General features: G+C 35.6%; 21 protein-coding genes. 17 read left to right on the forward strand and 4 right to left on the reverse strand.

Annotated features, from left to right (window positions below; genetic code table 11):
• The first annotated feature begins 234 nt into the window (after positions 1-234).
• The 12 genes from MHH42_RS03265 (at position 235) to MHH42_RS03320 (ending at position 11,349) form a co-directional block, all read left to right on the forward strand.
• Positions 235-834 carry a TasA family protein gene (locus MHH42_RS03265; protein ID WP_016107529.1) on the forward strand — a complete coding sequence of 200 codons (600 nt, stop codon included), beginning with the start codon at positions 235-237 and terminating at the stop codon, positions 832-834.
• Positions 835-1,050: 216 nt separating this feature from the next.
• Positions 1,051-2,022, forward strand: coding sequence for a phosphotransferase enzyme family protein (locus MHH42_RS03270; RefSeq protein ID WP_000401664.1), 972 nt, complete (start codon positions 1,051-1,053; stop codon positions 2,020-2,022).
• 159 nt (positions 2,023-2,181) lie between these two features.
• Positions 2,182-3,642: an alanine/glycine:cation symporter family protein gene (locus MHH42_RS03275; protein ID WP_097854572.1), complete on the forward strand. Its 1,461-nt coding sequence runs from the start codon at positions 2,182-2,184 to the stop codon at positions 3,640-3,642.
• A gap of 138 nt (positions 3,643-3,780) precedes the next feature.
• The gene (locus tag MHH42_RS03280; protein ID WP_165406238.1) at positions 3,781-4,509 is read left to right on the forward strand and encodes an amino acid ABC transporter ATP-binding protein; all 729 of its coding nucleotides are present in this window, start codon (positions 3,781-3,783) and stop codon (positions 4,507-4,509) included.
• Positions 4,510-4,521: 12 nt separating this feature from the next.
• On the forward strand, positions 4,522-5,352 hold the full coding sequence (gene glnH, locus MHH42_RS03285; RefSeq protein WP_016107532.1) for a glutamine ABC transporter substrate-binding protein GlnH: 831 nt from the start codon (positions 4,522-4,524) through the stop codon (positions 5,350-5,352).
• An 87-nt stretch (positions 5,353-5,439) separates the two neighbouring features.
• Positions 5,440-6,096, forward strand: coding sequence for an amino acid ABC transporter permease (locus MHH42_RS03290; RefSeq protein ID WP_016107533.1), 657 nt, complete (start codon positions 5,440-5,442; stop codon positions 6,094-6,096).
• Positions 6,097-6,741, forward strand: a complete 645-nt coding sequence (locus MHH42_RS03295) for an amino acid ABC transporter permease (RefSeq protein ID WP_000345979.1) — start codon at positions 6,097-6,099, stop codon at positions 6,739-6,741.
• A 205-nt stretch (positions 6,742-6,946) separates the two neighbouring features.
• Complete coding sequence (locus tag MHH42_RS03300; RefSeq protein ID WP_001187119.1) at positions 6,947-8,374, forward strand: amino acid permease; 1,428 nt, start codon at positions 6,947-6,949, stop codon at positions 8,372-8,374.
• On the forward strand, positions 8,349-8,726 hold the full coding sequence (locus tag MHH42_RS03305; protein WP_000778840.1) for an OsmC family protein: 378 nt from the start codon (positions 8,349-8,351) through the stop codon (positions 8,724-8,726). The genes MHH42_RS03300 and MHH42_RS03305 overlap by 26 nt, the downstream gene beginning before the upstream one ends.
• A 61-nt stretch (positions 8,727-8,787) precedes the next feature.
• Positions 8,788-9,222, forward strand: a complete 435-nt coding sequence (locus MHH42_RS03310; protein WP_000388979.1) for an HIT family protein — start codon at positions 8,788-8,790, stop codon at positions 9,220-9,222.
• A 179-nt stretch (positions 9,223-9,401) separates the two neighbouring features.
• The gene (locus MHH42_RS03315; protein ID WP_000869287.1) at positions 9,402-9,959 is read left to right on the forward strand and encodes an RNA polymerase sigma factor; all 558 of its coding nucleotides are present in this window, start codon (positions 9,402-9,404) and stop codon (positions 9,957-9,959) included.
• On the forward strand, positions 9,925-11,349 hold the full coding sequence (locus MHH42_RS03320) for a DUF4367 domain-containing protein (protein ID WP_016107537.1): 1,425 nt from the start codon (positions 9,925-9,927) through the stop codon (positions 11,347-11,349). The genes MHH42_RS03315 and MHH42_RS03320 overlap by 35 nt, the downstream gene beginning before the upstream one ends.
• A 51-nt stretch (positions 11,350-11,400) precedes the next feature.
• Here the strand turns inward: MHH42_RS03320 and MHH42_RS03325 are convergent, their stop codons facing one another.
• Positions 11,401-12,342 carry a helix-turn-helix transcriptional regulator gene (locus MHH42_RS03325; protein WP_097895837.1) on the reverse strand — a complete coding sequence of 314 codons (942 nt, stop codon included), beginning with the start codon at positions 12,340-12,342 and terminating at the stop codon, positions 11,401-11,403.
• Between the two features lie 106 nt (positions 12,343-12,448).
• Between MHH42_RS03325 and MHH42_RS03330 the strand changes: the two genes are divergently transcribed.
• Positions 12,449-12,970: a dihydrofolate reductase family protein gene (locus MHH42_RS03330; protein WP_016107538.1), complete on the forward strand. Its 522-nt coding sequence runs from the start codon at positions 12,449-12,451 to the stop codon at positions 12,968-12,970.
• Between the two features lie 13 nt (positions 12,971-12,983).
• On the opposite strand, the gene MHH42_RS03335 is transcribed toward MHH42_RS03330, so the two are convergent.
• Together MHH42_RS03335 and MHH42_RS03340 are read right to left on the reverse strand one after the other, a co-directional pair.
• Positions 12,984-14,375, reverse strand: coding sequence for a sensor histidine kinase (locus MHH42_RS03335; RefSeq protein WP_097854574.1), 1,392 nt, complete (start codon positions 14,373-14,375; stop codon positions 12,984-12,986).
• A complete protein-coding gene (locus MHH42_RS03340; protein WP_016107540.1) occupies positions 14,372-15,064 on the reverse strand; it encodes a response regulator transcription factor in 693 nt (230 codons plus the stop codon). The genes MHH42_RS03335 and MHH42_RS03340 overlap by 4 nt, the downstream gene beginning before the upstream one ends.
• 175 nt (positions 15,065-15,239) lie before the next feature.
• Here MHH42_RS03340 and MHH42_RS03345 point away from each other — a divergent pair, with 175 nt between their 5' ends.
• From MHH42_RS03345 to MHH42_RS03360, 4 genes are all read left to right on the forward strand, one after another.
• Complete coding sequence (locus MHH42_RS03345; protein WP_016107541.1) at positions 15,240-16,487, forward strand: cell wall-binding repeat-containing protein; 1,248 nt, start codon at positions 15,240-15,242, stop codon at positions 16,485-16,487.
• A gap of 154 nt (positions 16,488-16,641) precedes the next feature.
• Positions 16,642-18,093 carry a SulP family inorganic anion transporter gene (locus MHH42_RS03350; protein WP_016107542.1) on the forward strand — a complete coding sequence of 484 codons (1,452 nt, stop codon included), beginning with the start codon at positions 16,642-16,644 and terminating at the stop codon, positions 18,091-18,093.
• 108 nt (positions 18,094-18,201) lie between these two features.
• Positions 18,202-18,624, forward strand: a complete 423-nt coding sequence (locus MHH42_RS03355) for a universal stress protein (protein WP_000277986.1) — start codon at positions 18,202-18,204, stop codon at positions 18,622-18,624.
• Positions 18,625-18,832: 208 nt separating this feature from the next.
• A complete protein-coding gene (locus MHH42_RS03360; protein ID WP_000834733.1) occupies positions 18,833-18,949 on the forward strand; it encodes a DUF4027 family protein in 117 nt (38 codons plus the stop codon).
• Positions 18,950-19,077: 128 nt separating this feature from the next.
• Here the strand turns inward: MHH42_RS03360 and glpT are convergent, their stop codons facing one another.
• Complete coding sequence (gene glpT / locus MHH42_RS03365; RefSeq protein ID WP_000466380.1) at positions 19,078-20,427, reverse strand: glycerol-3-phosphate transporter; 1,350 nt, start codon at positions 20,425-20,427, stop codon at positions 19,078-19,080.
• Positions 20,428-20,655 lie beyond the last annotated feature (228 nt).

Below are 20,655 nucleotides of genomic sequence, written 5' to 3' on the forward strand. Positions count from 1 at the left end.
GAAACTAAACGATAAAGCAATGAACACAGAAAAAATGGTTTTTGCTAACAACGAACCGGTAATGATTCACTGTAACATTACCGGTTATTTAAAAAATAGCTATTTGAGTACATGAAGAAAATAGTTTAAAGCTAGTTTGCTTTCGTTATGGGACAAGGTAGTTGCTTAATTAATATTGTTTGTGGGATGAAAATAAGGTTGTTGTTTGAACTTTAAAATAGGGGGGCTTGTGAAATGAGTATTAAGAAAAAACTTGGTATGGGTGTTGTAACTGCAGCGCTTGGTCTATCTTTAATTGGTGGGGGAACATATGCGTATTTTAGTGATAAAGAAGTATCACAAAACGCGTTTGCAGCGGGTACTTTAGATTTGAGTGTTAATCCTGAAGTTGTTATTAATGTCGACAATATTAAACCGGGTGATGAAATGGAGCGCGGTTTTCAATTAGTTAACAAAGGAACCTTAGCGATAGGAGACGTGAAACTTCTTACAGATTATAGTGTTATTGATGCTAAAGGAGATAATGGAAATGCTGATTTTGGTGATTATATCCGTGTTGATTTCTTATGGAATTTGGATAAAAATGAGGTTCCAATTTGGTCTACTACATTATCTGAGTTAAAGGTAGCTACGCAAAATGGAAGTATTCCTGATCTTGTACAAAAAGGTGTTGTAGACCGAGAAGGAAATGGACTTGCTCCTGGTGATGATGATACTTTCTATGTAATGTTCACATTTGTAGATAATGATGAAGAACAAAATGTATTTCAAGGAGATTCATTGAAATTAAATTGGACCTTCAATTCAATGCAGACAAACGGTGAAGAGAAATAAAGGTAAATGTTATATATAAGAATGAATTGATGAAGAATTAAGAAATAGTATTTTTAATAGTGTAAAGGTTGATTTAGTGAATCAGCCTTTTTTGTTTTTAGATTTCTTTATGTGTAGAGATTGCATTTTTATAGTAGGCATAACGGTACTTTTCACATTCATAGCAGTACTTCTAACATTTATGTCGAATTAAGAAGATATATAGGAGGGATACATATGGAAATAGCTGTAGAACGAGTTTTTACAAAAGAGATTTTAACAAGAGCTGCAAGTTTGTTTCATGTAACGGTGGAAGAAAAGCCACTTGGAGATTTTGAAAATTACATTTTTAAGGCGAAGGGTGATAGTGATGAAGATTACGTATTACGTTTAACGCATTCTTCCCATCGTTCTAAAAAAGAGGTAGAGGCTGAACTAGATTTTTTACGATATGTTGCGGAGAACGGTGCAAAGGTAGCGGGACCTCTTTACTCAACATCTCAAAATCTTGTAGAAGAAATTGTAGTAGAGGATGGAACTTTCTTTTTTGCTTCCTTATTTACATACGCAAAAGGTGAGCAAGTAAAAGGAGAAGGATCGCCATATTGGGGAAATGCTTACTTTGAAGCGTGGGGAAAAGCGATTGGACAATTGCACCGCCTTACAATGAATTACCCTAAAACTGACTACCGTGATACGTGGGAAGAGGATGAAAGTAGTATTGTTAATGAATTAGAAGATGAGAACGTGAAAGAAATTGCAGCTGTATTAATGGAGGAAATAAATGCTCTTCCAATTGAAAGAGAAACATTCGGCCTTATGCATGGTGATATTCATCCAGGCAATTTTCACTATGATGGAAAAGAGTTAACAATCTTTGATTTTGATGATGCGGCCTATAATTACTTCATTCATGATTTGGCAATGGTTCTTTATTACTCTGTTCTTTTTACACCGTGGACAGTGGAAGAAAAGACGACATTCGCTCGTAAACAGTTACAAGTGTTAAGAAAAGGGTACGAATATGAGCACAGGCTGGCGGATAGTTGGTATGAATCGTTACCTTTATTTTTACGTTTACGTGATATAGGTTTGTATGGCACGCTCCAAAAGAAATTTAAAGGGAAAGATATGCCAGATCATTTCAGAGAATTAGCTGAACAACTCTATGAAAGAATTATAAAAAGAGAAGCGATTGTGAATATATAATACATTCATGTTAAAACAAAGTATATAAAATAAATATATACTTTGTTTTTTTATACAAAAATATGTTTATTTTATTAAAATAATATTGTTATAGATTCGGTATGCACGTATAATTTTATTTATATTCTGAATATTCTTTATAAATGAGGAGGGGGAATGTTGGAAGCAATCGTAAGTTGGATCAATAATATTGTTTGGAGTCCAGCACTTGTTTATTTATGTTTAGGAGCAGGTTTATATTTTTCTATTCGAACGAGGTTTTTACAAGTAAGGCATGTAGGAGAAATGGTGAAGCTTACATTTCAAGGAGAAAAATCGGATGCTGGTGTTTCTTCGTTCCAGGCGTTAGCACTTTCATTATCAGGGCGCGTTGGAACAGGAAATATTGCGGGTGTTGCAACGGCTGTTGCATTTGGTGGTCCAGGAGCTGTCTTTTGGATGTGGGCGGTAGCTTTTCTAGGAGCAGGTTCTGCTTATGTAGAATCAACACTTGCACAAATATATAAGACGAAGCATCAAGGGCAATTCCGTGGTGGTCCGGCTTATTACATTGAAAAAGGGCTAGGAGTTAAATGGTATGCATTAGTATTCGTTGCGGCAACAATTCTTGCAACGGGGATGCTGTTACCGGGTGTTCAGGCAAATAGCATTGCTGTAAGTTTGGAAACAGCTTTCGGTATTAATACTTCTGTATCTGGAGCGGTATTAGTAGCGGCATTAGCGCTTATTATTTTTGGTGGAGTTAAGCGAATTGTTAACGTAGCACAAGTTGTAGTGCCGTTTATGGCGCTTGGTTATATTTTAGTAGCTTGTGTAATTGTAGCTATGAATATTGAAAAGTTACCAGATGCTTTCATGTTAATTTTAAAAAGTGCATTTGCATTAGAAGCAGCTTTTGGTGGGATTATTGGTTTAGCAATCTCTTGGGGAGTAAAACGTGGTATTTATTCCAATGAAGCAGGGCAAGGAACTGGGGCACATGCGGCGGCAGCTGCTGAAGTATCACACCCAGCTAAACAAGGGTTAGTACAAGCATTTTCCGTTTACATTGATACATTATTCGTCTGTTCAGCAACAGCATTTATGATGATTATTACAGGCATGTATAACGTATTTGATGCAAGCGGAAAAAACTTTATCGTCAATAAATTAAACGGTGCACAGCCGGGTCCTGGTTATACACAGGCAGCAGTAGAATCTGTTTTACCTGGATTTGGAAACGGTTTCGTCGCAATCTCGCTATTATTCTTTGCATTTACAACAATTATGGCGTATTACTACATTGCAGAAACGAATATTGCATACTTAAATCGTGATAAAGACCGTCCTTGGATGTCCATCGTACTAAAGTTTGTATTCTTAGGAGTCGTATTCTATGGTTGTGTAAAAACAGCTGCAACAGCGTGGGCTTTAGGTGACATCGGTGTAGGAATTATGGCATGGGTTAACATTATCGCGATTTTACTACTACAAAAACCAGCATTGATCGCCTTAAAAGACTATGAAAAGCAGAAAAAAGAAGGGAAAGATCCAGTATTTGATCCGCAGGAATTAGGAATTAAAAATGCTGATTTCTGGGAGCATGAATATGGGAAAGATAAAAAAGAAGAAGTATCTTAATAGGATAGGAACGAAGGAGCAAAGGGAACGACCTTTGCTCTTTTTTTTATGGACAAAATGAAGCTGAAAGTTATTTTTTTGCCTATTTTTGAATATAAAAAGAATGTACATGCTTTGTTAGAGGAAGGGGGGAGTATGGTGATTGAGTTTCGTAATGTAAATAAATATTATGGTGACTTCCAAGTTTTAAAAGATATTAATCTGCAAGTACAAAAGGGTGAAGTGGTAGTAGTTGTTGGACCTTCAGGGTCAGGGAAAAGTACATTGCTTCGTTGTATAAATCAATTAGAGACAATTACAGATGGGGAATTAATTGTACAAAATACAGAGGTACACAATAAGAAAACGGATATGAATGAATTACGCCGAGATATCGGGATGGTCTTTCAACATTTTTATTTATATCCACATAGAACGGTTCTTCAAAATATTACACTAGCGCCTATTAAAGTAAATAAAGTTTCAAAAGAGGAAGCTGAGAAAACAGCGATGTTTTATTTAGAGAAAGTAGGAATCCCGGAAAAGGCTAATGTATACCCGCATCAATTATCCGGAGGTCAACAGCAAAGGGTAGCGATTGCTAGGGGACTTGCGATGCAGCCTGAAATTATGCTGTTTGATGAGCCTACGTCTGCTCTTGATCCGGAGATGATTGGAGAAGTGCTTGACGTTATGAAAACGCTAGCTAAAGAAGGAATGACGATGGTCGTCGTCACGCATGAGATGGGATTTGCGCGAGAAGTAGCAGATAGGATTTTATTTATGGATGAGGGCCAAATTATTGAGGATACAACACCAGCAGCATTTTTTGCAAACCCAGAACAAGAAAGGGCGCGTCTATTTTTAAGCCGAGTGTTAAATCATTAGAGGAGGAATTTTATGCTTAAAATGAAAAAGTTGTTTACCTTAATCGTATTCTCATGTTTATTCGTACTTGTCGTTGCCGGGTGCGGGAGTAAAAAAGATGAGGCGAAAGAAACGAATACGAAGCAAGGCGGGGCCATAGAGCAAATTAAGAAGCGTGGGAAATTAGTAGTTGGGGTGAAGAATGATACGAATTTATTTGGATTGAAAAACCCTTCAACAGGGCAGGTAGAAGGATTTGATGTTGATGTTGCAAAGGCGCTTGCGAAAAAAATCCTCGGAGATGAAAAGAAACTAGAATTAAAAGAAGTAACGTCTAAAACGCGTATTCCACTACTGAAAAATGGTGACATTGATGCAATTATCGCAACAATGACTATTACGGAAGAACGCAAAAAAGAAGTGGATTTCTCAGATGTATATTTTAAAGCGGGACAATCGTTACTTGTGAAAAAAGGAAGTAATATTAAGAGCATTGATGATATAAAACAAGGCGTTAAAGTGTTAGCGGTAAAAGGTTCAACATCTACAAATAACATTCGTCAAAAGTCACCAGAAGCGACTGTATTAGAATTTGAAAATTATAGTGAGGCATTTACAGCGTTAAAAGCAGGTAAAGGCGATGTTTTAACGACAGATAATGCGATTCTTTACGGAATGGCAAAACAAGATGCTAATTATGAAGTTGTAGGGAAAATTTTTACGGATGAACCGTACGGAATTGCAGTACAAAAAGGTGCAGATGATTTAACGAAAGAGATTAATAACTTACTAAAAGATATGAAGACGAGTGGAGAGTACGACAAATTATATGAAAAATGGATCGGTCAAAAACAAGAGAAGTAAAGTGAAACTTTATTTCTCGTGATAAATAGTAAGAGTGAGAGGATGAGAGTACTCATCCTCTTCTTGTAAAGAAAGAGGGGAGAATATGTGCCTGATTTTTCTATATTAACGAATAACATTGATATGTATTTAGAAGGATTTAAATATACGGTTATGTCTAGTGTAATCGCATTAATAGGTAGTTTTATTTTAGGGGTAATTTTGGCGGTAATGCGTATTGCACCGATTCGTATTTTAAATTGGGTGGGGTCCGCTTTTGTAGAGTTTGTAAGAAATATTCCACTCGTATTAATTGCATTTATATTTTATTTCGCTTTACCTGTAATAGGAATTACTTTAAATGGTTTTGTAGCAGGAACACTTACGCTTACCGTATATACTGCAGCGTTTATTGCGGAAGTAATTCGCGCTGGCATTTTATCAGTGGCAAAAGGGCAAATGGAGGCTGCGCGTTCTTCAGGATTAACGTATGTGCAAGGAATGTATTATATCGTCTTACCCCAAGCTATGAAAATTGTAATCCCCCCTTTAGGAAACCAATTTCTCAATTTAGTTAAAAACTCCTCAATACTTGGAATTATTGCTGGTGCTGATTTAATGTATCAAGGAGATTTAATTTCAACGAAGACATTTGTTACGTTCGATGTGTATATATTTGTCGGGATGTTTTATTTAATATTAACAATTCCGCTCAGTATGCTAGTGCGTTATTTAGAAAAACGCTTGGCAAAGGAGGCGGTATAAATGGATTTTAAAGGAGCAATAACAGGTGATCATATCCTCTTTTTGTTAAAAGGATTACTTATAACGTTAGAGGTAGCGCTCGTAGCAATTGTACTTAGCTTTATTATTGGTAGTGTAATAGGAATATTGCGCTATACGAAAATACCTGTCGTTTCACAAATATTAGGAGTTATCGTGGAAGTGATTCGAAATTTACCGCTACTTTTAATTATATTTTTTACGTATTTTGCACTTCCAGAAGCGGGATTGAAGTTAGAAATTATAACAGCTACAATTGTTGCTTTAACAATATTTGAAGCGGCAATGATATCTGAAATTGTTCGAAGCGGTCTATTATCTATCGAAAAAGGGCAGATTGAGGCTGCAAGGTCTTCAGGGTTAACGTATGTGCAAGCGCTTTGGCATATTATTTTGCCGCAAGCATTAAGAAGAATGGTCCCCCCGCTTGTTAGTCAGTTTATTTCATTGCTAAAAGATACGTCGCTCGCAGTTGTTATATCATTGCCAGAGCTTATGCATAATGCTCAAATTATTAGCGGGCAAAATGTAAATTATATGATTCCGACTTTTATAGTAGTGGCTTGTATGTATTTTATAGTGAATTATAGTTTATCAATTTTATCGAGAAGATTAGAGCTTCGTTAACTCTTACAATATATGTAAGGGTTTTTTCCTTGTTTCTCCTTATTTTCCTCTAAATAGTATCTAAATCTTGCAATAATTCGATTTTTTATATTATTTTATCAGAAAAGTGTTAATTTTATATAGAAATTGTAATCGCTTTCGTGTATATTTTTATTATCAGAAAATTTTAAAAAGAGATAGGGGTACTTGTAGGGGGAGGATTAAGATGCAGCAACCAACAAATGAGAAATTACATCGTACGATGAAGAGTAGACATTTATTTATGATCGCACTTGGTGGTGTAATCGGAACTGGCTTTTTTCTAGGTTCAGGTTACACTATTAATCAGGCTGGACCAGGGGGTGCCATCCTTTCATATTTAGTGGGCGGATTTATTATGTATTTAACAATGCTTTGTCTTGGAGAACTAACGGTAGCAATGCCAGTTTCAGGGTCTTTCCAAAAGTATGCGACGAAGTTTATTGGACCAGGAACAGGCTTTATGATCGGCTGGCTATATTGGCTTGGCTGGGCAGTAACAGTAGGACTGGAATTAACATCGATCGGTTTAATGATGAAAAGATGGTTTCCAACTGTTGATGTTTGGGTATGGTGTCTCGTATTCGGAGTTATTTTATATGCTTCAAACGCTATCTCAGCGAAAAGTTACGCTGAATTAGAGTTTTGGTTCTCTAGTATTAAAGTAGTTACAATTATTGCATTCGTTCTACTTGGTGGTAGTGCATTACTAGGATTTTTACCATACGATGGAAAAGAAGCGGCACCTCTTTTCTCTAACTTCGTAAGCGATGGCGGGTTATTCCCGAATGGACTAGCTGCCGTATTACTTACAATGATTACGGTTAACTTCTCATTCCAAGGAACAGAGTTAATCGGGATTGCAGCAGGAGAAAGTAAAGATCCAGAAAAAACAATTCCACGCGCAATTCGTAATACAGTATGGCGCATTATGTTATTCTTCATTTTAACAATGACGATTTTAGTAGGATTAATTTCTTGGAAAGAAGCAGGCGTAATTGAAAGTCCATTCGTAGTTGTATTTGATAAAATCGGTATTCCGTATGCAGCTGATATTATGAACTTCGTTATTATTACTGCTTTATTATCTGTAGCGAATTCAGGATTATATGCAGCAACGCGTATATTATGGTCACTTGCAAATGAAGGAATGGCACCAACTTCTTTCAAGAAAGTAAATAAACGTGGTATTCCAATTACAGCGCTAGTCGTAACGATTGCGGTAGCTGGATTATCTCTATTCACAAGTTTCCTTGCAGAAGATACAGTGTACATGTACTTATTATCGATAGCTGGTTTATCGGCTGTTTCAAGTTGGATCATTATTGCGCTATCGCAACTTCGTTTTAGAAGTCAGTATATAAAAGGCGGAGGGAAATTAGAGGACTTAAAGTATAGAACACCACTATACCCGATTGTTCCAATTTTAGCTTTAATTACAAATAGCATCGTTGTTATTAGTTTAGCGTTTATTCCTGAACAAAGAATGGCGTTATATTGTGGTATTCCATTTATCATTTTCTGCTACATATATTATTATATGAGTAAGAAACGGAAGAAACCGATGAAAGTGGAGATGGAAAAAACAAATGAAACTAACAATCAAACACGATGATATAGAAGCAGATTTATCGTACGGTCAATTAGCGATTGGAAAAGAAAATGGGTATTCACCGTTACAATTACTCGTTTCTTCTATCGCAGGATGTAGTGCAATTGTCTTCCGAACAATTTTAGAAAAGAAACGTATTACATACGATACGTTTACAATTGAAACCGAAATTGGTAGAAGTGAAGCTTTATCAAAACCAGTTGAAAGTGTTCATTTGCACTATAAAATCAAAGCACAAAACATTACAGAAGAGCAGTTGGACAAGGCGCTGCAACTTGCAGTGAAAAATTGTACGATTGTTCAATCTGTAAAAGATAGTATAAAGGTTACGGAAACGATTGAATTAATAGGGTGAAACATAAAAACGTGAGACTACGGCTCTCACGTTTTTATGTTTTAGAAAGAGCAGAAATTTAATGGAATGTTTAGGGTGTAAATTAGCAAACAAAGAGGAAAAAATATATAAAGTATATGAAAATGAATATGTAACATGTTTTTTAGATCATGCCCCTTTCTATCCAGGACATATTTTAATTGTGCCAAAGCATCATGTTGTAGAAGTGGACGAATTAGATGATGTTGTAGCAAAATCGATTATGGATGCTTCTAAGCTTATTGTAAAAGCGATTAAGTCATTATATAAACCAGATGGAGTTACAATTTGTCAAAATGGTGGAATCTTTAATGAGTTAACGCATTACCATATGCATGTCGTACCGAGATATAAAGAGCGCTCGTTTGCCGAGTTTTATACGGTACAACCTGGAGAAAAACAGAATCATAACTTTGAAGAAACAAAGACATTGTTAAAAGAAGCGATAGAGAACATACTGCATCCCGAAAAGGCGTAAGAGTGATATTCTTAAGGGGACAGTCAGGAAAATTCTAATAAACAAAAGCCCGATTTCTCAGTTAAAATAGAGAAATTGGGCTTTTGTTTATTCTATTATTAAATTTTATCTATTAAAGAATGCTGCAGTGTCACAAAGTATATCGCTCATTCGTTATATAGAATGAGAGGAGGAATTATATGAAAGTTACAAACAACGATTATGAAAAGATGGAAGAGCTATACGAGTTGTACGAACAAAAAGTTTATTATGTAGCGTATTCTATTTTAAATAATATTCAGCAGGCTGAAGATGCAGTTCAAGAGACGTTTATTACTCTTTATAAGAACTTGGAAAAGCTCCATAGCTTGAACACTCAAGAGCTTAAACGCTACACTTTGAGGGTCGCGAAAAATAAGGCGATTGATAGTTACCGGAAAAATAAACGACATGAAACATTTTTAGAAGAATATGAAAGAGAATCAATAGAAGCAGTAGATGAAAATATTGAAGAGTGGGAAAAACGTAAAATGTCTGAGGTTCAAATTGATACATTGCTAAAAGAGTTAAATGAATCGAACAGACAGGTGTTTAAGTACAAAGTCTTCTATAACTTAACGTATCAAGAAATTTCAAGTGTCATGGGGATAACGGAGGCCAATGTCCGTAAGCAGTTTGAACGCGCTCGAAAACGAGTTCAAAATATGATGGGAGGTATACAACATGACGAATTCAAAGAACTCCAAAGAAATATATGAACTTGCTGAAAAGATTGCTTTAGATGATTTTGATAAACTCGAAGAACAACATGAATTTTCACATACATATACGCGCAAAAAGAAATTGTTTATGGAGGAAATGAAGCTGAAAGATGGACAATCGCAGAAAAAGCGTAAAAGACACCGTATGTTAATCGCTGCTGCCTGCTTATTGATTGGTATGCCGACAACCGTTTTTGGTGCAGTGAAAGTCTATAATATGATTGTCCAAAAACAAAATTATGAAGTAAATGTTTCAGTAACAAATAAGGATTCGAAAAAGAGTGATAAGTGGTATAAGTTAAAGATTGGTAAATTGCCAGAAAATATGGAAGCAATTGATGACAGTGCTATGAAATATTCATTTAAAGATAACTACGCAATGGGGGGATTTTCATTCGCTCTTCGGAGGGTAGGGGAAAATACAGATTTTCAAACTCTGTATTCGAAAAGTTACGAAGAAAAAGAGATAAATGGTAGGAAAGCAGTAATTGTCCATAAAGAAACAGGAAACAACAATGTAATGTTTGACAGAAAGGTCTTTCTCTTTTTTGAGAAAGAAGGGATTATGTTAGAGAGTTATATTGGATCCGATATAAACGAAGAACAAATGATGGAAGTGTTAGGGAGCATTTCACTTGAACCTACGTCAAAAGAAAAGGCATCACATATAGTAGAATATGATGAAAATCGTTTTAGCAAAGCAGATGAACCTAAAAAAACTAAGGTGATTCCTTTGAAAAAAGATAGCAAACGACTATTTCATATAGGGCAAAAGGCTCCAGTAACTATAATCATGGATAACAGCCAAATTGAATATGTGATAGAAAAAGTTGAAGTCTTCGATTCAATCAAAGATTTTAAACAAGAAAACTTTAATGAACTTGGCTTAGAAATACTAAGCAAGAATAAGGCTTTAAATCAGATAGGAGAATTGCTACCATACAGACGGGATGAATATAAACTCGGAAATGGTAAAGATTCAATTGATAAACTAGTAGAATCAAAATTAGTTAATCCTAAATTTGTTTACTTAACAACAAAAGTGAAAAATATTGGGAAAAAGTCGACAGAAGAAATTTATATGCATCCATCCATAAAGTTGCTTAAATCTGAAGGTAATGCATGGAACTACGCTGAAAGAGATGGAATTGCGGAAAAAAATATTATGACAGGCGAAGTTGATTATTTAGAACCTCACGGAGAAGGGAAAAGCTTTTACAATATTGGCAGTATCCGACCAGGACAAACGGTAAAAGTTAACTTAGGTTATTTTGTAGATGAGGATAAGCTAGATTCAATTTTCCTTGATGCTTTCCGTTACAGTGGGTTTAGTGGGACGGAGAATATGAATGCGAAAAATCGTTGGTGGTTCGATATTCGCCAATAATAAAACAATAGGAATAACTAGACTAAAAAGCTGCTTATATTTAGCAGCTTTTTAATTTTCATACATATTTAAAATTTCTTTCGCACGTATACGTAGACCATCTATTAATTCCTTTGGTTCTAAAACTCTTGCATCTTTTCCTAGTCTATAAAATAAAGGCGTAATAAAATGAATTTCACCTTTATCAATTGTTGAATGTATATACCCCGTCCCATCTTCGTTTACTTCAATGAACTCTTCAAGGTAAGGAACGCTTTTACATTGGCGTACGCCTTCGGTTGTGAGTAAAACATGTAACTGAGTAGGAATGTTTATTACGTTAGAGTTAGAGGCAAACCATTCTTCTAAATTCATAAAAGTATCTTCGTTTTCTTCCGTGGATAGTATAGAAAGAATACGATCAACACGATACAGTAATACTTTCTGCCTGCTAAAGTCATAGGATGGCAAATACCATAAACTATCGTGAGCATATACACCGATAGGGTGAACGTGTTTTGTTTTTATCCCTGATTTAGATTCGTATTGAAAGTGTAAATTTTTATTTTCAATAGCCGCTGTTAACACTTCTTTTAAAAGTGGTGTATCAATTGTTCTCTTAGGATTCCAAAAGGCGATATAAGAGCGGATTTTATCAACTTTCGCTTTCGCCTCATTTTGAAGAGAGCTATACAGTTTATGAGTAACAGAATTGATTTCTGTATTGAAAGGCAAGTCTCGATAGTAGCTTAAAGATTGAAAAGCAAAAAAGATGGATACGGCTTCTTCTTCGGTAAATAAAATAGGCGGAATGACCCTATTCGTTAATACTTTATATCCTCCGTTACGACCTTGTTCAGCATAAATAGGCAACCCCATATCACTTAAATCTAAAATGTATCTATGAACAGTACGAACGGAAATATTAAATTCATCAGCTATTTCTTGCGCTGTAAATGTTTTTTTCGCAGAAGCAAATATAAGAATATCTAATAAGCGTTTAGCTTTTGACAAATATACCACCTGTTTCTTTTTAATATGACATTAATTGTCATGTTTTACTGTTAGTATATTGCTTACATCATAATTTTATCAAGATGAAACGTAAGGAGGAAAAAATATGTCACGTGAAATTGTTTTATTTATTGCGGCGAGCTTAGATGGATTTATTGCGAAAGAAGATGACGATTTACAGTGGTTAATGGAAACGGAAGGAGAGGGAGACAACGGTTATACAGAAATGTACGAAACGATTGATACAATAATTATGGGAAAAAGAACGTACGATTATGTAGTAGAGCATACGGAAACATTCCCGTATGTAGATAAAAAATGTTATGTTTTTTCTAACTCGGAAAAAGGTTCAAACGAACACGTGGAGTTTGTAAATGAAGATGTAGTGGAGTTTACGAAAAGGTTGAAAGAGCAGGAAGGATCTAAAATATGGATGGTTGGTGGAGGGAGTTTATTAAGAGAGTTCTTTAAGAATAATCTAATTGATGAATATGTTGTCACGATTACACCGCATATATTAGGTTCTGGAGTTCCGTTATTTCAAGACAAGAATCCGGAAATCAATTTAACTTTAACAGATACGAAACGTTTTGGGCAATTTGTAAATTTATATTATAAAGTAAAGTGATAAAAAAACACGACTATTGATGGTAGTCGTGTTTCTTTATAGATGGTAATGAAATTATAAAGCAAGACCCGTAATCGACTTCGCTCGTTACAATAATATTTCCGCCGTGTAGTTCTACAATTTCTTTTACGATAGATAGCCCTAAACCAGTTCCGCCTGTAGATCGTGTTCTTGCTTTATCAACACGATAAAAGCGGTCGAAAATGTGAGGGAGGTCTTCAGGGGGAATACCTTCACCGTCGTCCTCAATGGTGATGGAAATATGCTTATATTCTTCTGTAACAGAAATGTTGATATGAGAATGCTCTTTTGAATGTCTATAAGCGTTATTTAAAATGTTCACTATCACTTGTTCGAATCGCTGTTCATCTAAGTTGACTAACAGTGTAGGAGGACAAGTGAAAGAAACTTTAATGTGTCTTTCTTTATACATGGCGTTTACTTTTTCGGCTATGCGAGTAAGGAAAGTGTGTAAATGTACTTCCTTTACTTGAATAGAAAAGTTATGTTGTTCCATTTGAGCGAGTGAAAATAAATCTTGAACTAAGTTCGTAATATAATCAGACTCATCTTTTATTATAGATAAATATCGTAAACGTTGTTCAGGAGGTGTGCTGTCTTTTAAGGCAATGTCAGCGTAACCTCTTACGTATGTTAAAGGTGTACGTAATTCGTGAGCAACACTTGCTAGAAATTCACTTCTTTCCGTTTTCATATAATGTAAATCATTTGCGAGCGTTTGAATAGATTGTGCGAGTTCACCAATTTCATCATTTCGAGTAGTCGTTAATGAAACGGATAAATCACCTTTACTCATTTTTTCAGTGGCATGTTTCATGTGTAACAATGGCTTTGTTAATAAACGGGATAATAGAAAAATGGTGATGGCTGTTAGTAGAAATGTGATGATACCGGCAATAATGAATTGTTTTGTTAGCCTATTAACCATCTCTTCAATTGATTCAGTTCCAAGAAACATGTACACATAGCCCTCATGTTTTCCACCCACTACAATGGGGCTAACTGTACAAATATAATTAGATGTTTTCCAATGATTTTCTATAATAGCTCCGTTATGGTCGGTTCGAGTTTGCATTCCACTAATATGATTTTTTATAGTCGTGTTTATTTCGTTAGATTTAGCTAGTACTGCTTTATTTGCATTTGTAATAACAACAGTAGTTTCAGCTTCAGACTCCATTAATGCAACGTGAGAGATTGTTTGTTTATCATAATATTTTTCAAGTACATCTCGATGACTATTTCCTCGTTTTAATAGAGCAGTCATTTCTTCATTCACTCTATTGTTTACCAGACTATAATAGAGCAAAACAAAGAGGACGCTTTCGATTAAAAGTGTAACAATTAAAAAATAAAATCCGAATTGAATAGAAATTCGCTTCATCGTTTCGCTCCTAAATATTCGGTATCAACCCACCTGTAACCTACCCCGTACACAGTTTTTAAATGATGATCAATAGGGAAATTTGCTTTTCGCAATTTATCACGCAAATTACGAATATGTGAATCGACTGTGCGATCTTCGGTATTTGTGTTTAATCCCCAAATTCGTTCAATGAGCTGATCACGGCTTAATACATAATTTACATGGCGTAAAAATAATCCGAGTAAAGAGAATTCGATTGGTGTGAGAAGAAGTTCTTCATTATATACAGAAGCAAAGTGCTTCGCCTCATCCCATAGAATGCCGTGATATTGGATTTGTTTATGTTCATTTGTGCGCCTTAAAACAGCTTCAATTCTTGCGAAAAGTTCCTCTTCATGGAAAGGTTTCGTTACGTAATCATCCGCTCCGAGTTTTAATCCTTGGACGACATCAACTGTTTGATCACGAGCGGTAACCATAATAATAGGAACGTTACTAAATGAGCGGATTTTTTTGCACGTGTCCCATCCGTCCATCTTTGGCATCATAATATCCAGTAAAACAAATTTAAAGTTTCGGTTTTCTATATGTAAAATAGCTTCTTCTCCTGACGTCGCACATACGCAGTTATATCCGATTGGAGTAAGATAAAGCGTTAATAATTCAAGCATTCTCGGTTCATCGTCTACGAGTAGTATATCAATCATAGAGAGCCCTCCATATTTATAATCGTTACTTAAAGTGTAATGCAAAATCATGAAGAAATGGTGCAGATTATGATGTGTCTGCATAATTTCTTCAGAATTGCTTGTTATTATGGAGTTGAAATTACATTTTAGGTAATCATATTGGCTCAAAAATGATTAATACGGAGGCGGTATAGTGAAAAAAATGACCCGAATTTTTGGGATAACAATAATTACAGCAGTTGGTCTTGCTGCATGCGGACAAACGAATACAGACCATAAAAACCATGAATCTACAAAAGAGAAGAAAACAGAGCAAAAGGAAATGAAAATGAATCAAGAGGTAACTGCGCCGAAAGAAATGAATAAAGGGGCATCGAATGATTTATTAACGACAAGTTTAAAAAACGTAACGAGATTAAATACAAATGATCCATTGCAAATGGCAGTACTAACTTCGCAAACGATATGGCCAGCAACGCATAAAGAGAATCAGCCAGGCGCTATTATTTTAGTACCAGTAAATGAGTGGCAATTAAGTATTGCGAGTGCGGATCTTATTCACCATCCGAATAATGGGCCGATTTTATTTATAGAAAAAGAAAAGGTACCTGAAATGACGTTAAAAGAAATAAAACGATTAAATCCGCTCGGAACGAAAGATGGAACACAAATTATGGTGATGGGGGATGTAAGTGCATCTATCCTTGAGCAATTAAAAGAATATAAAGTAAAGCAAATAAAAGAAACAGATCCAGCTATATTTGCTAAAGATGTTGATAAAGAATATGCCGATATAACAGGAAGCTATCCAAATAGCGTTATTGTCGGTTCGTCTGAAGAAGAAGGACGTTTGTATACAACACCAGCTGTAAACTGGATTTCTCATATGCCAGAGCCACTACTCTATACAGAAAAGAATAAAGTGCCAGAAGCGACAATTGAGGCGTTAAAGATGAGAAAAGATAAAGCGAATATATATGTGTTAGGACCAGAGAAAATCGTTTCAAAAGAAGTAGAACGAGAGTTAAGTAAATATGGGAAAGTAACGCGTATTAGTGGAGAGACTCCACTAGAAAATTCTATCGCATTTGCGAAGTTTAAAGATGAAAAAACAAAGTTCGGCTGGGGATTCACAAAACCAGGTCACGGTTTGTCATTTGTTTCAAGCGAAACACCAGACTTAGCAATTGCAGGAGCACCGTTTTCACATATGGGTAAACACGCACCTGTTGTATTATTAGAAGAAGGTAAAGCTTCACAACCAGTGTATGACTTCCTTGCTAGTATTCAGCCAAAGTTTAAAGCTGACCCAACACTGGGACCATATAACCATGGTTTCCTTTTAGGCAGTACGAGTAATATTTCATTTGAAACACAAGGAATATTAGATGAGAGATTAGAGATTGTTCAAGAAAGTGGTCAAGGTCACGGTGGACATTAATGAAACGAGAAAAGACGCTACGAAGATAGCGTCTTTTTTTAGGAAACTTTTACATAGCGCAATATCCTTTACTCGTTATATAATAGCCTTCGTGCAGTCGGCATGATTTTCTTATGGAGAAAATCAAATGATAGAAGAGTAGAGGAGGGGTATTTTGTTTCAAACGATAAAAAATGATTGGTTCTCCAACGTGAAAGGGGATGTGCTATCAGGAATTGTTGTTGCTTTAGCGTTAATTCCTGAAGCGATTGCTTTCTCTGTTATTGCAGGCGTGGATCCGACTGTTGGATTATACGCAGCCTTTTGTATTGCGGTTACCATGTCGTTTGTTGGTGGAAGAACTGGGATGATTTCAGCTGCAACAGGTGCAATGGCATTATTAATGGTGACGCTCGTTAAAGATCACGGTTTGCAATATTTATTTGCTGCGACAATATTAACAGGTATTGTCCAAATTATTTTTGGTGTGTTCAAACTGAGCTCATTTATGAAGTTTGTTCCGAAATCTGTTATGAGTGGTTTTTTAAATGCACTTGGAATTTTAGTTTTTACAGCGCAATTGCCGCAGTTTAAAAATGCAACTTGGCAAATGTATGCGCTTGTCGCATTAGGACTTGCAATTATATATTTATTTCCACGTATTACAACGGCTGTGCCGTCTACACTTATTTCAATTATTATTGTGACAAGCATTGCGCTTATGAGTGGATTACAGTTGAAAACAGTAGGGGATATGGGAAGCTTACCGAAAGAATTACCGTTCTTTAGTATTCCTGATGTTCCGTTTACACTTGAGACATTAGGTATTATTTTGCCATACGCAGTTATGCTTGCAATTATTGGCTTACTAGAGTCTTTATTAACTGCTTCGGTTTTAGATGATATGACACATACAGAAAGTAATAAACATAAAGAGGCACGTGGACAAGGGATTGCGAACATTGTTGCTGGATTTTTCGGAGGAATGGCAGGATGTGCAATGATTGGCCAATCTGTTATTAACATTAAGTCAGGTGGACGAGGGCGTTTATCAACATTTGTAGCGGGCGGATTTTTAATCGTATTACTATTTGTTTTAGGTGATTATGTTGTTCATATTCCGATGGCAGCTTTAGTTGCAGTTATGATTATGGTTTCAATTGGAACATTTGATTGGAACTCTGTAGCGACGATTCATAAAGTGCCAAAAGGAAATGCGTTCGTCATGATCGTAACGGTTTTCGTTGTTCTTATCACCCACAATCTAGGATTAGGCGTGATTATTGGGACAGTAATTAGTGCTGTTTTATTTGCATTCAACATGGCAAAGATTCACGTGAAACATTTATATATTGAAAATAAGAAAATATACGAAATTCATGGCCAACTATTCTTCGCATCTACGGCAGATTTTATAAATGCTTTTTCATTTAATGAAGATGTAAAAGAAATTGAAATGAACTTTACTCATGCACACGTATGGGATGATTCAGCAGTGGCCGCAATTGATAAAGTTATCATAAAGTATGAACAGATTGGTGTAAAAGTAAGTATAACGGGATTAAATGAACGTAGTTCGAAGCTCGTTACAAATTTAGCGGCTTATAATAAAAGGATTGCTGGCTAAAGGACTATGATTTTTTAATCTTATACTATTTATTAGCCCCTTTTAAAAAACAAAAAAGGGGCTTTTGTATTATAATACGAGTAAGATAATGAAAAGGGGATTCAGCATATGTACAAACAAATCATATTAGCATGTGATGGTTCTGAACATGCACTTCGGGCAGCGGAGCATGCAATACATATTGCGAAATGTAGTGAAGAAGCAAATGTTGAAATTGTATATGTCGTAGATAATAGAACAGCAAAATCAGATATTATACACGGACAAACAGATTTTGAAACAATATCAGCTAGTCGGAAAGATAAATTAAAAGAGATTGAAGGATTATTAAAGGAAGAGAAGATTTCTTATAAATTTACGATTCTGCATGGTGATCCTGGTGATACGCTCGTTCAATATGTAAATACAGGGGATATAGATCTTGTTATTGCTGGGAGCAGAGGATTAAATACATTACAAGAAATGATGCTTGGTAGCGTAAGTCATAAAATAGCAAAACGAGTGAAATGTCCAGTAATGATTATAAAATAAAATGAAATAGCACGTAACTAAGACTTTGGGATACCCGAGGTCTTTTTTTATGTATAAATGACATCCTTTTGTGGAAATACTAGATATATAAGTTGAAAAGATGTTAACTTACAAATTTGTAAGTTTGTTGTTAGGAAAATCGATGTTATGAAAATTTTCCCATTGGTAAAATAAAAGTATCAAAGGGGAGATAGGGAGGATGGAAGGTATGAAATCATTTCAAAATTTATCATATAGTCAAGGGGTAAGCTTAATTTGTTTAGGGGGATTTGCTGCATCTGTTACGTTAGCTGTATTAATAAAGGTATTTCATCAAATTTTTTAATTTTATAGTAGGGAAGGAATTGATTGTTATAGCTAGTAAGAAAAGTGCTGTAAATAAAGAATAGCTCTTAGCGTATAGAATAAACGCTAAGAGCTATTTTTATGTTTGTTTACATATTTATATTTTGTTTAAGCTTGTTTTGACTTTGCAGATCCTGTATTTAAAGTAAGGGCAAGGAAGAACATTGCAAGTACGCAAGATACAAGTAATAAAATGAATCCGCCATCCCATCCGAATGCATCTACAATAAAGCCCATAGCTGCGCTAGCAAAAGTAGCTCCGCCTAGGTAACCAAAGAAACCAGTTAGGCCTGCTGCAGTTCCAGCAGCTTTCTTTGGTGCTAAGTCAAGTGCGTGAAGACCAATTAGCATAACAGGTCCGTAAATTAAAAATCCAATGGAAACAAGTGCGATACTATCAATGATTGGGTGACCAGCAGGATTTAGCCAGTAAACAAGAACGGCAATGAATACACCGACCATAAATAAAATACCAGCAGGTGCGCGGCGTCCTTTAAATAGTTTATCACTCATCCATCCGCAAAGAAGTGTACCTGGAATACCAGCCCATTCATATAGAGCGTAAGCTGTACGTGAGCTACTATGAGTAAAGCTTTTTTCCTCTACTAAATAAGTAGGAGCCCAGTCTACAACGCCGTAACGTACGAAATATACGAAAACGTTCGCGATAGCGATGTACCATAAAAATTTATTGTTTAGTACGTATTTAAATAAAATTTCTTTTACCGAAAGTTCGCGTTCGCGATCTTTCACTTTTTCACCTGATGGATATTCGCCAGTATGTTCCTCAATAGACGGTAATCCACAAGATTGGGGTGTATCTCTCATCGTAATTAATACATAAATACCAACTAAAATTGAAAGAATACCTGGGAAGTAAAATATACTTTTCCAGTCATTTGCAAAGAAGTATAAGCCTAATGTAACGAGAGAAGGCATAAGTGCGCCGCCGACGTTATGAGCGACGTTCCAAATAGACATTTTTGTACCACGTTCACTAATAGAGAACCAGTGAACCATCGTACGACCACAAGGAGGCCATCCCATCCCTTGTACCCATCCATTTAAAAACTGAAGTACAAACATAAGTATAATGCTCGTTGTAATGAAAGAAAATGAGCCGAAAATAATATTAATGATACCTGATAAAAATAGCCCAGCTGCTAAAAAGTAGCGAGGATTACAACGGTCGGATACGATACCCATAAGAAATTTACTTAATCCGTAAGCGATAGATACTGCTGAAAGGATAACCCCAAGTTCCCCTTTACTAAAGCCTTGTTCAATTAAGTATGGCATTGCTAGTGAAAAGTTTTTTCGAACAAAGTAGTAACCTGCATAACCGATGAAGATACCTAAAAATACTTGTAAACGTAATTTACGGTATTCGCTATCAATGCGATCAGCTGGTAAGCGTTCTGCATGGGGCGCAGGTTTAAATAATTGTGTGAAAAACATAAAATGAAAATCCTCCCCTAATTAATTGGAAGCGTTTAAGACAGAGAGAATATAAAAAGGCCATGAAATATAAAAAAGTTCCCTTTTTTATGATTCATAGCCGTATACTCCGATTCTCCGTGACTGTCAATATTAACTTCGACGAAAATTATACAACTTTGTGACAAAAATGTAAACGTTTTTATGAATAAAAGGTATTGACGGATTTTGTTCGTGGGATTAATATTT

This window comes from Bacillus sp. FSL L8-0099 (assembly GCF_038006385.1).
Taxonomy (GTDB): Bacteria; Bacillota; Bacilli; order Bacillales; family Bacillaceae_G; genus Bacillus_A; species Bacillus_A toyonensis.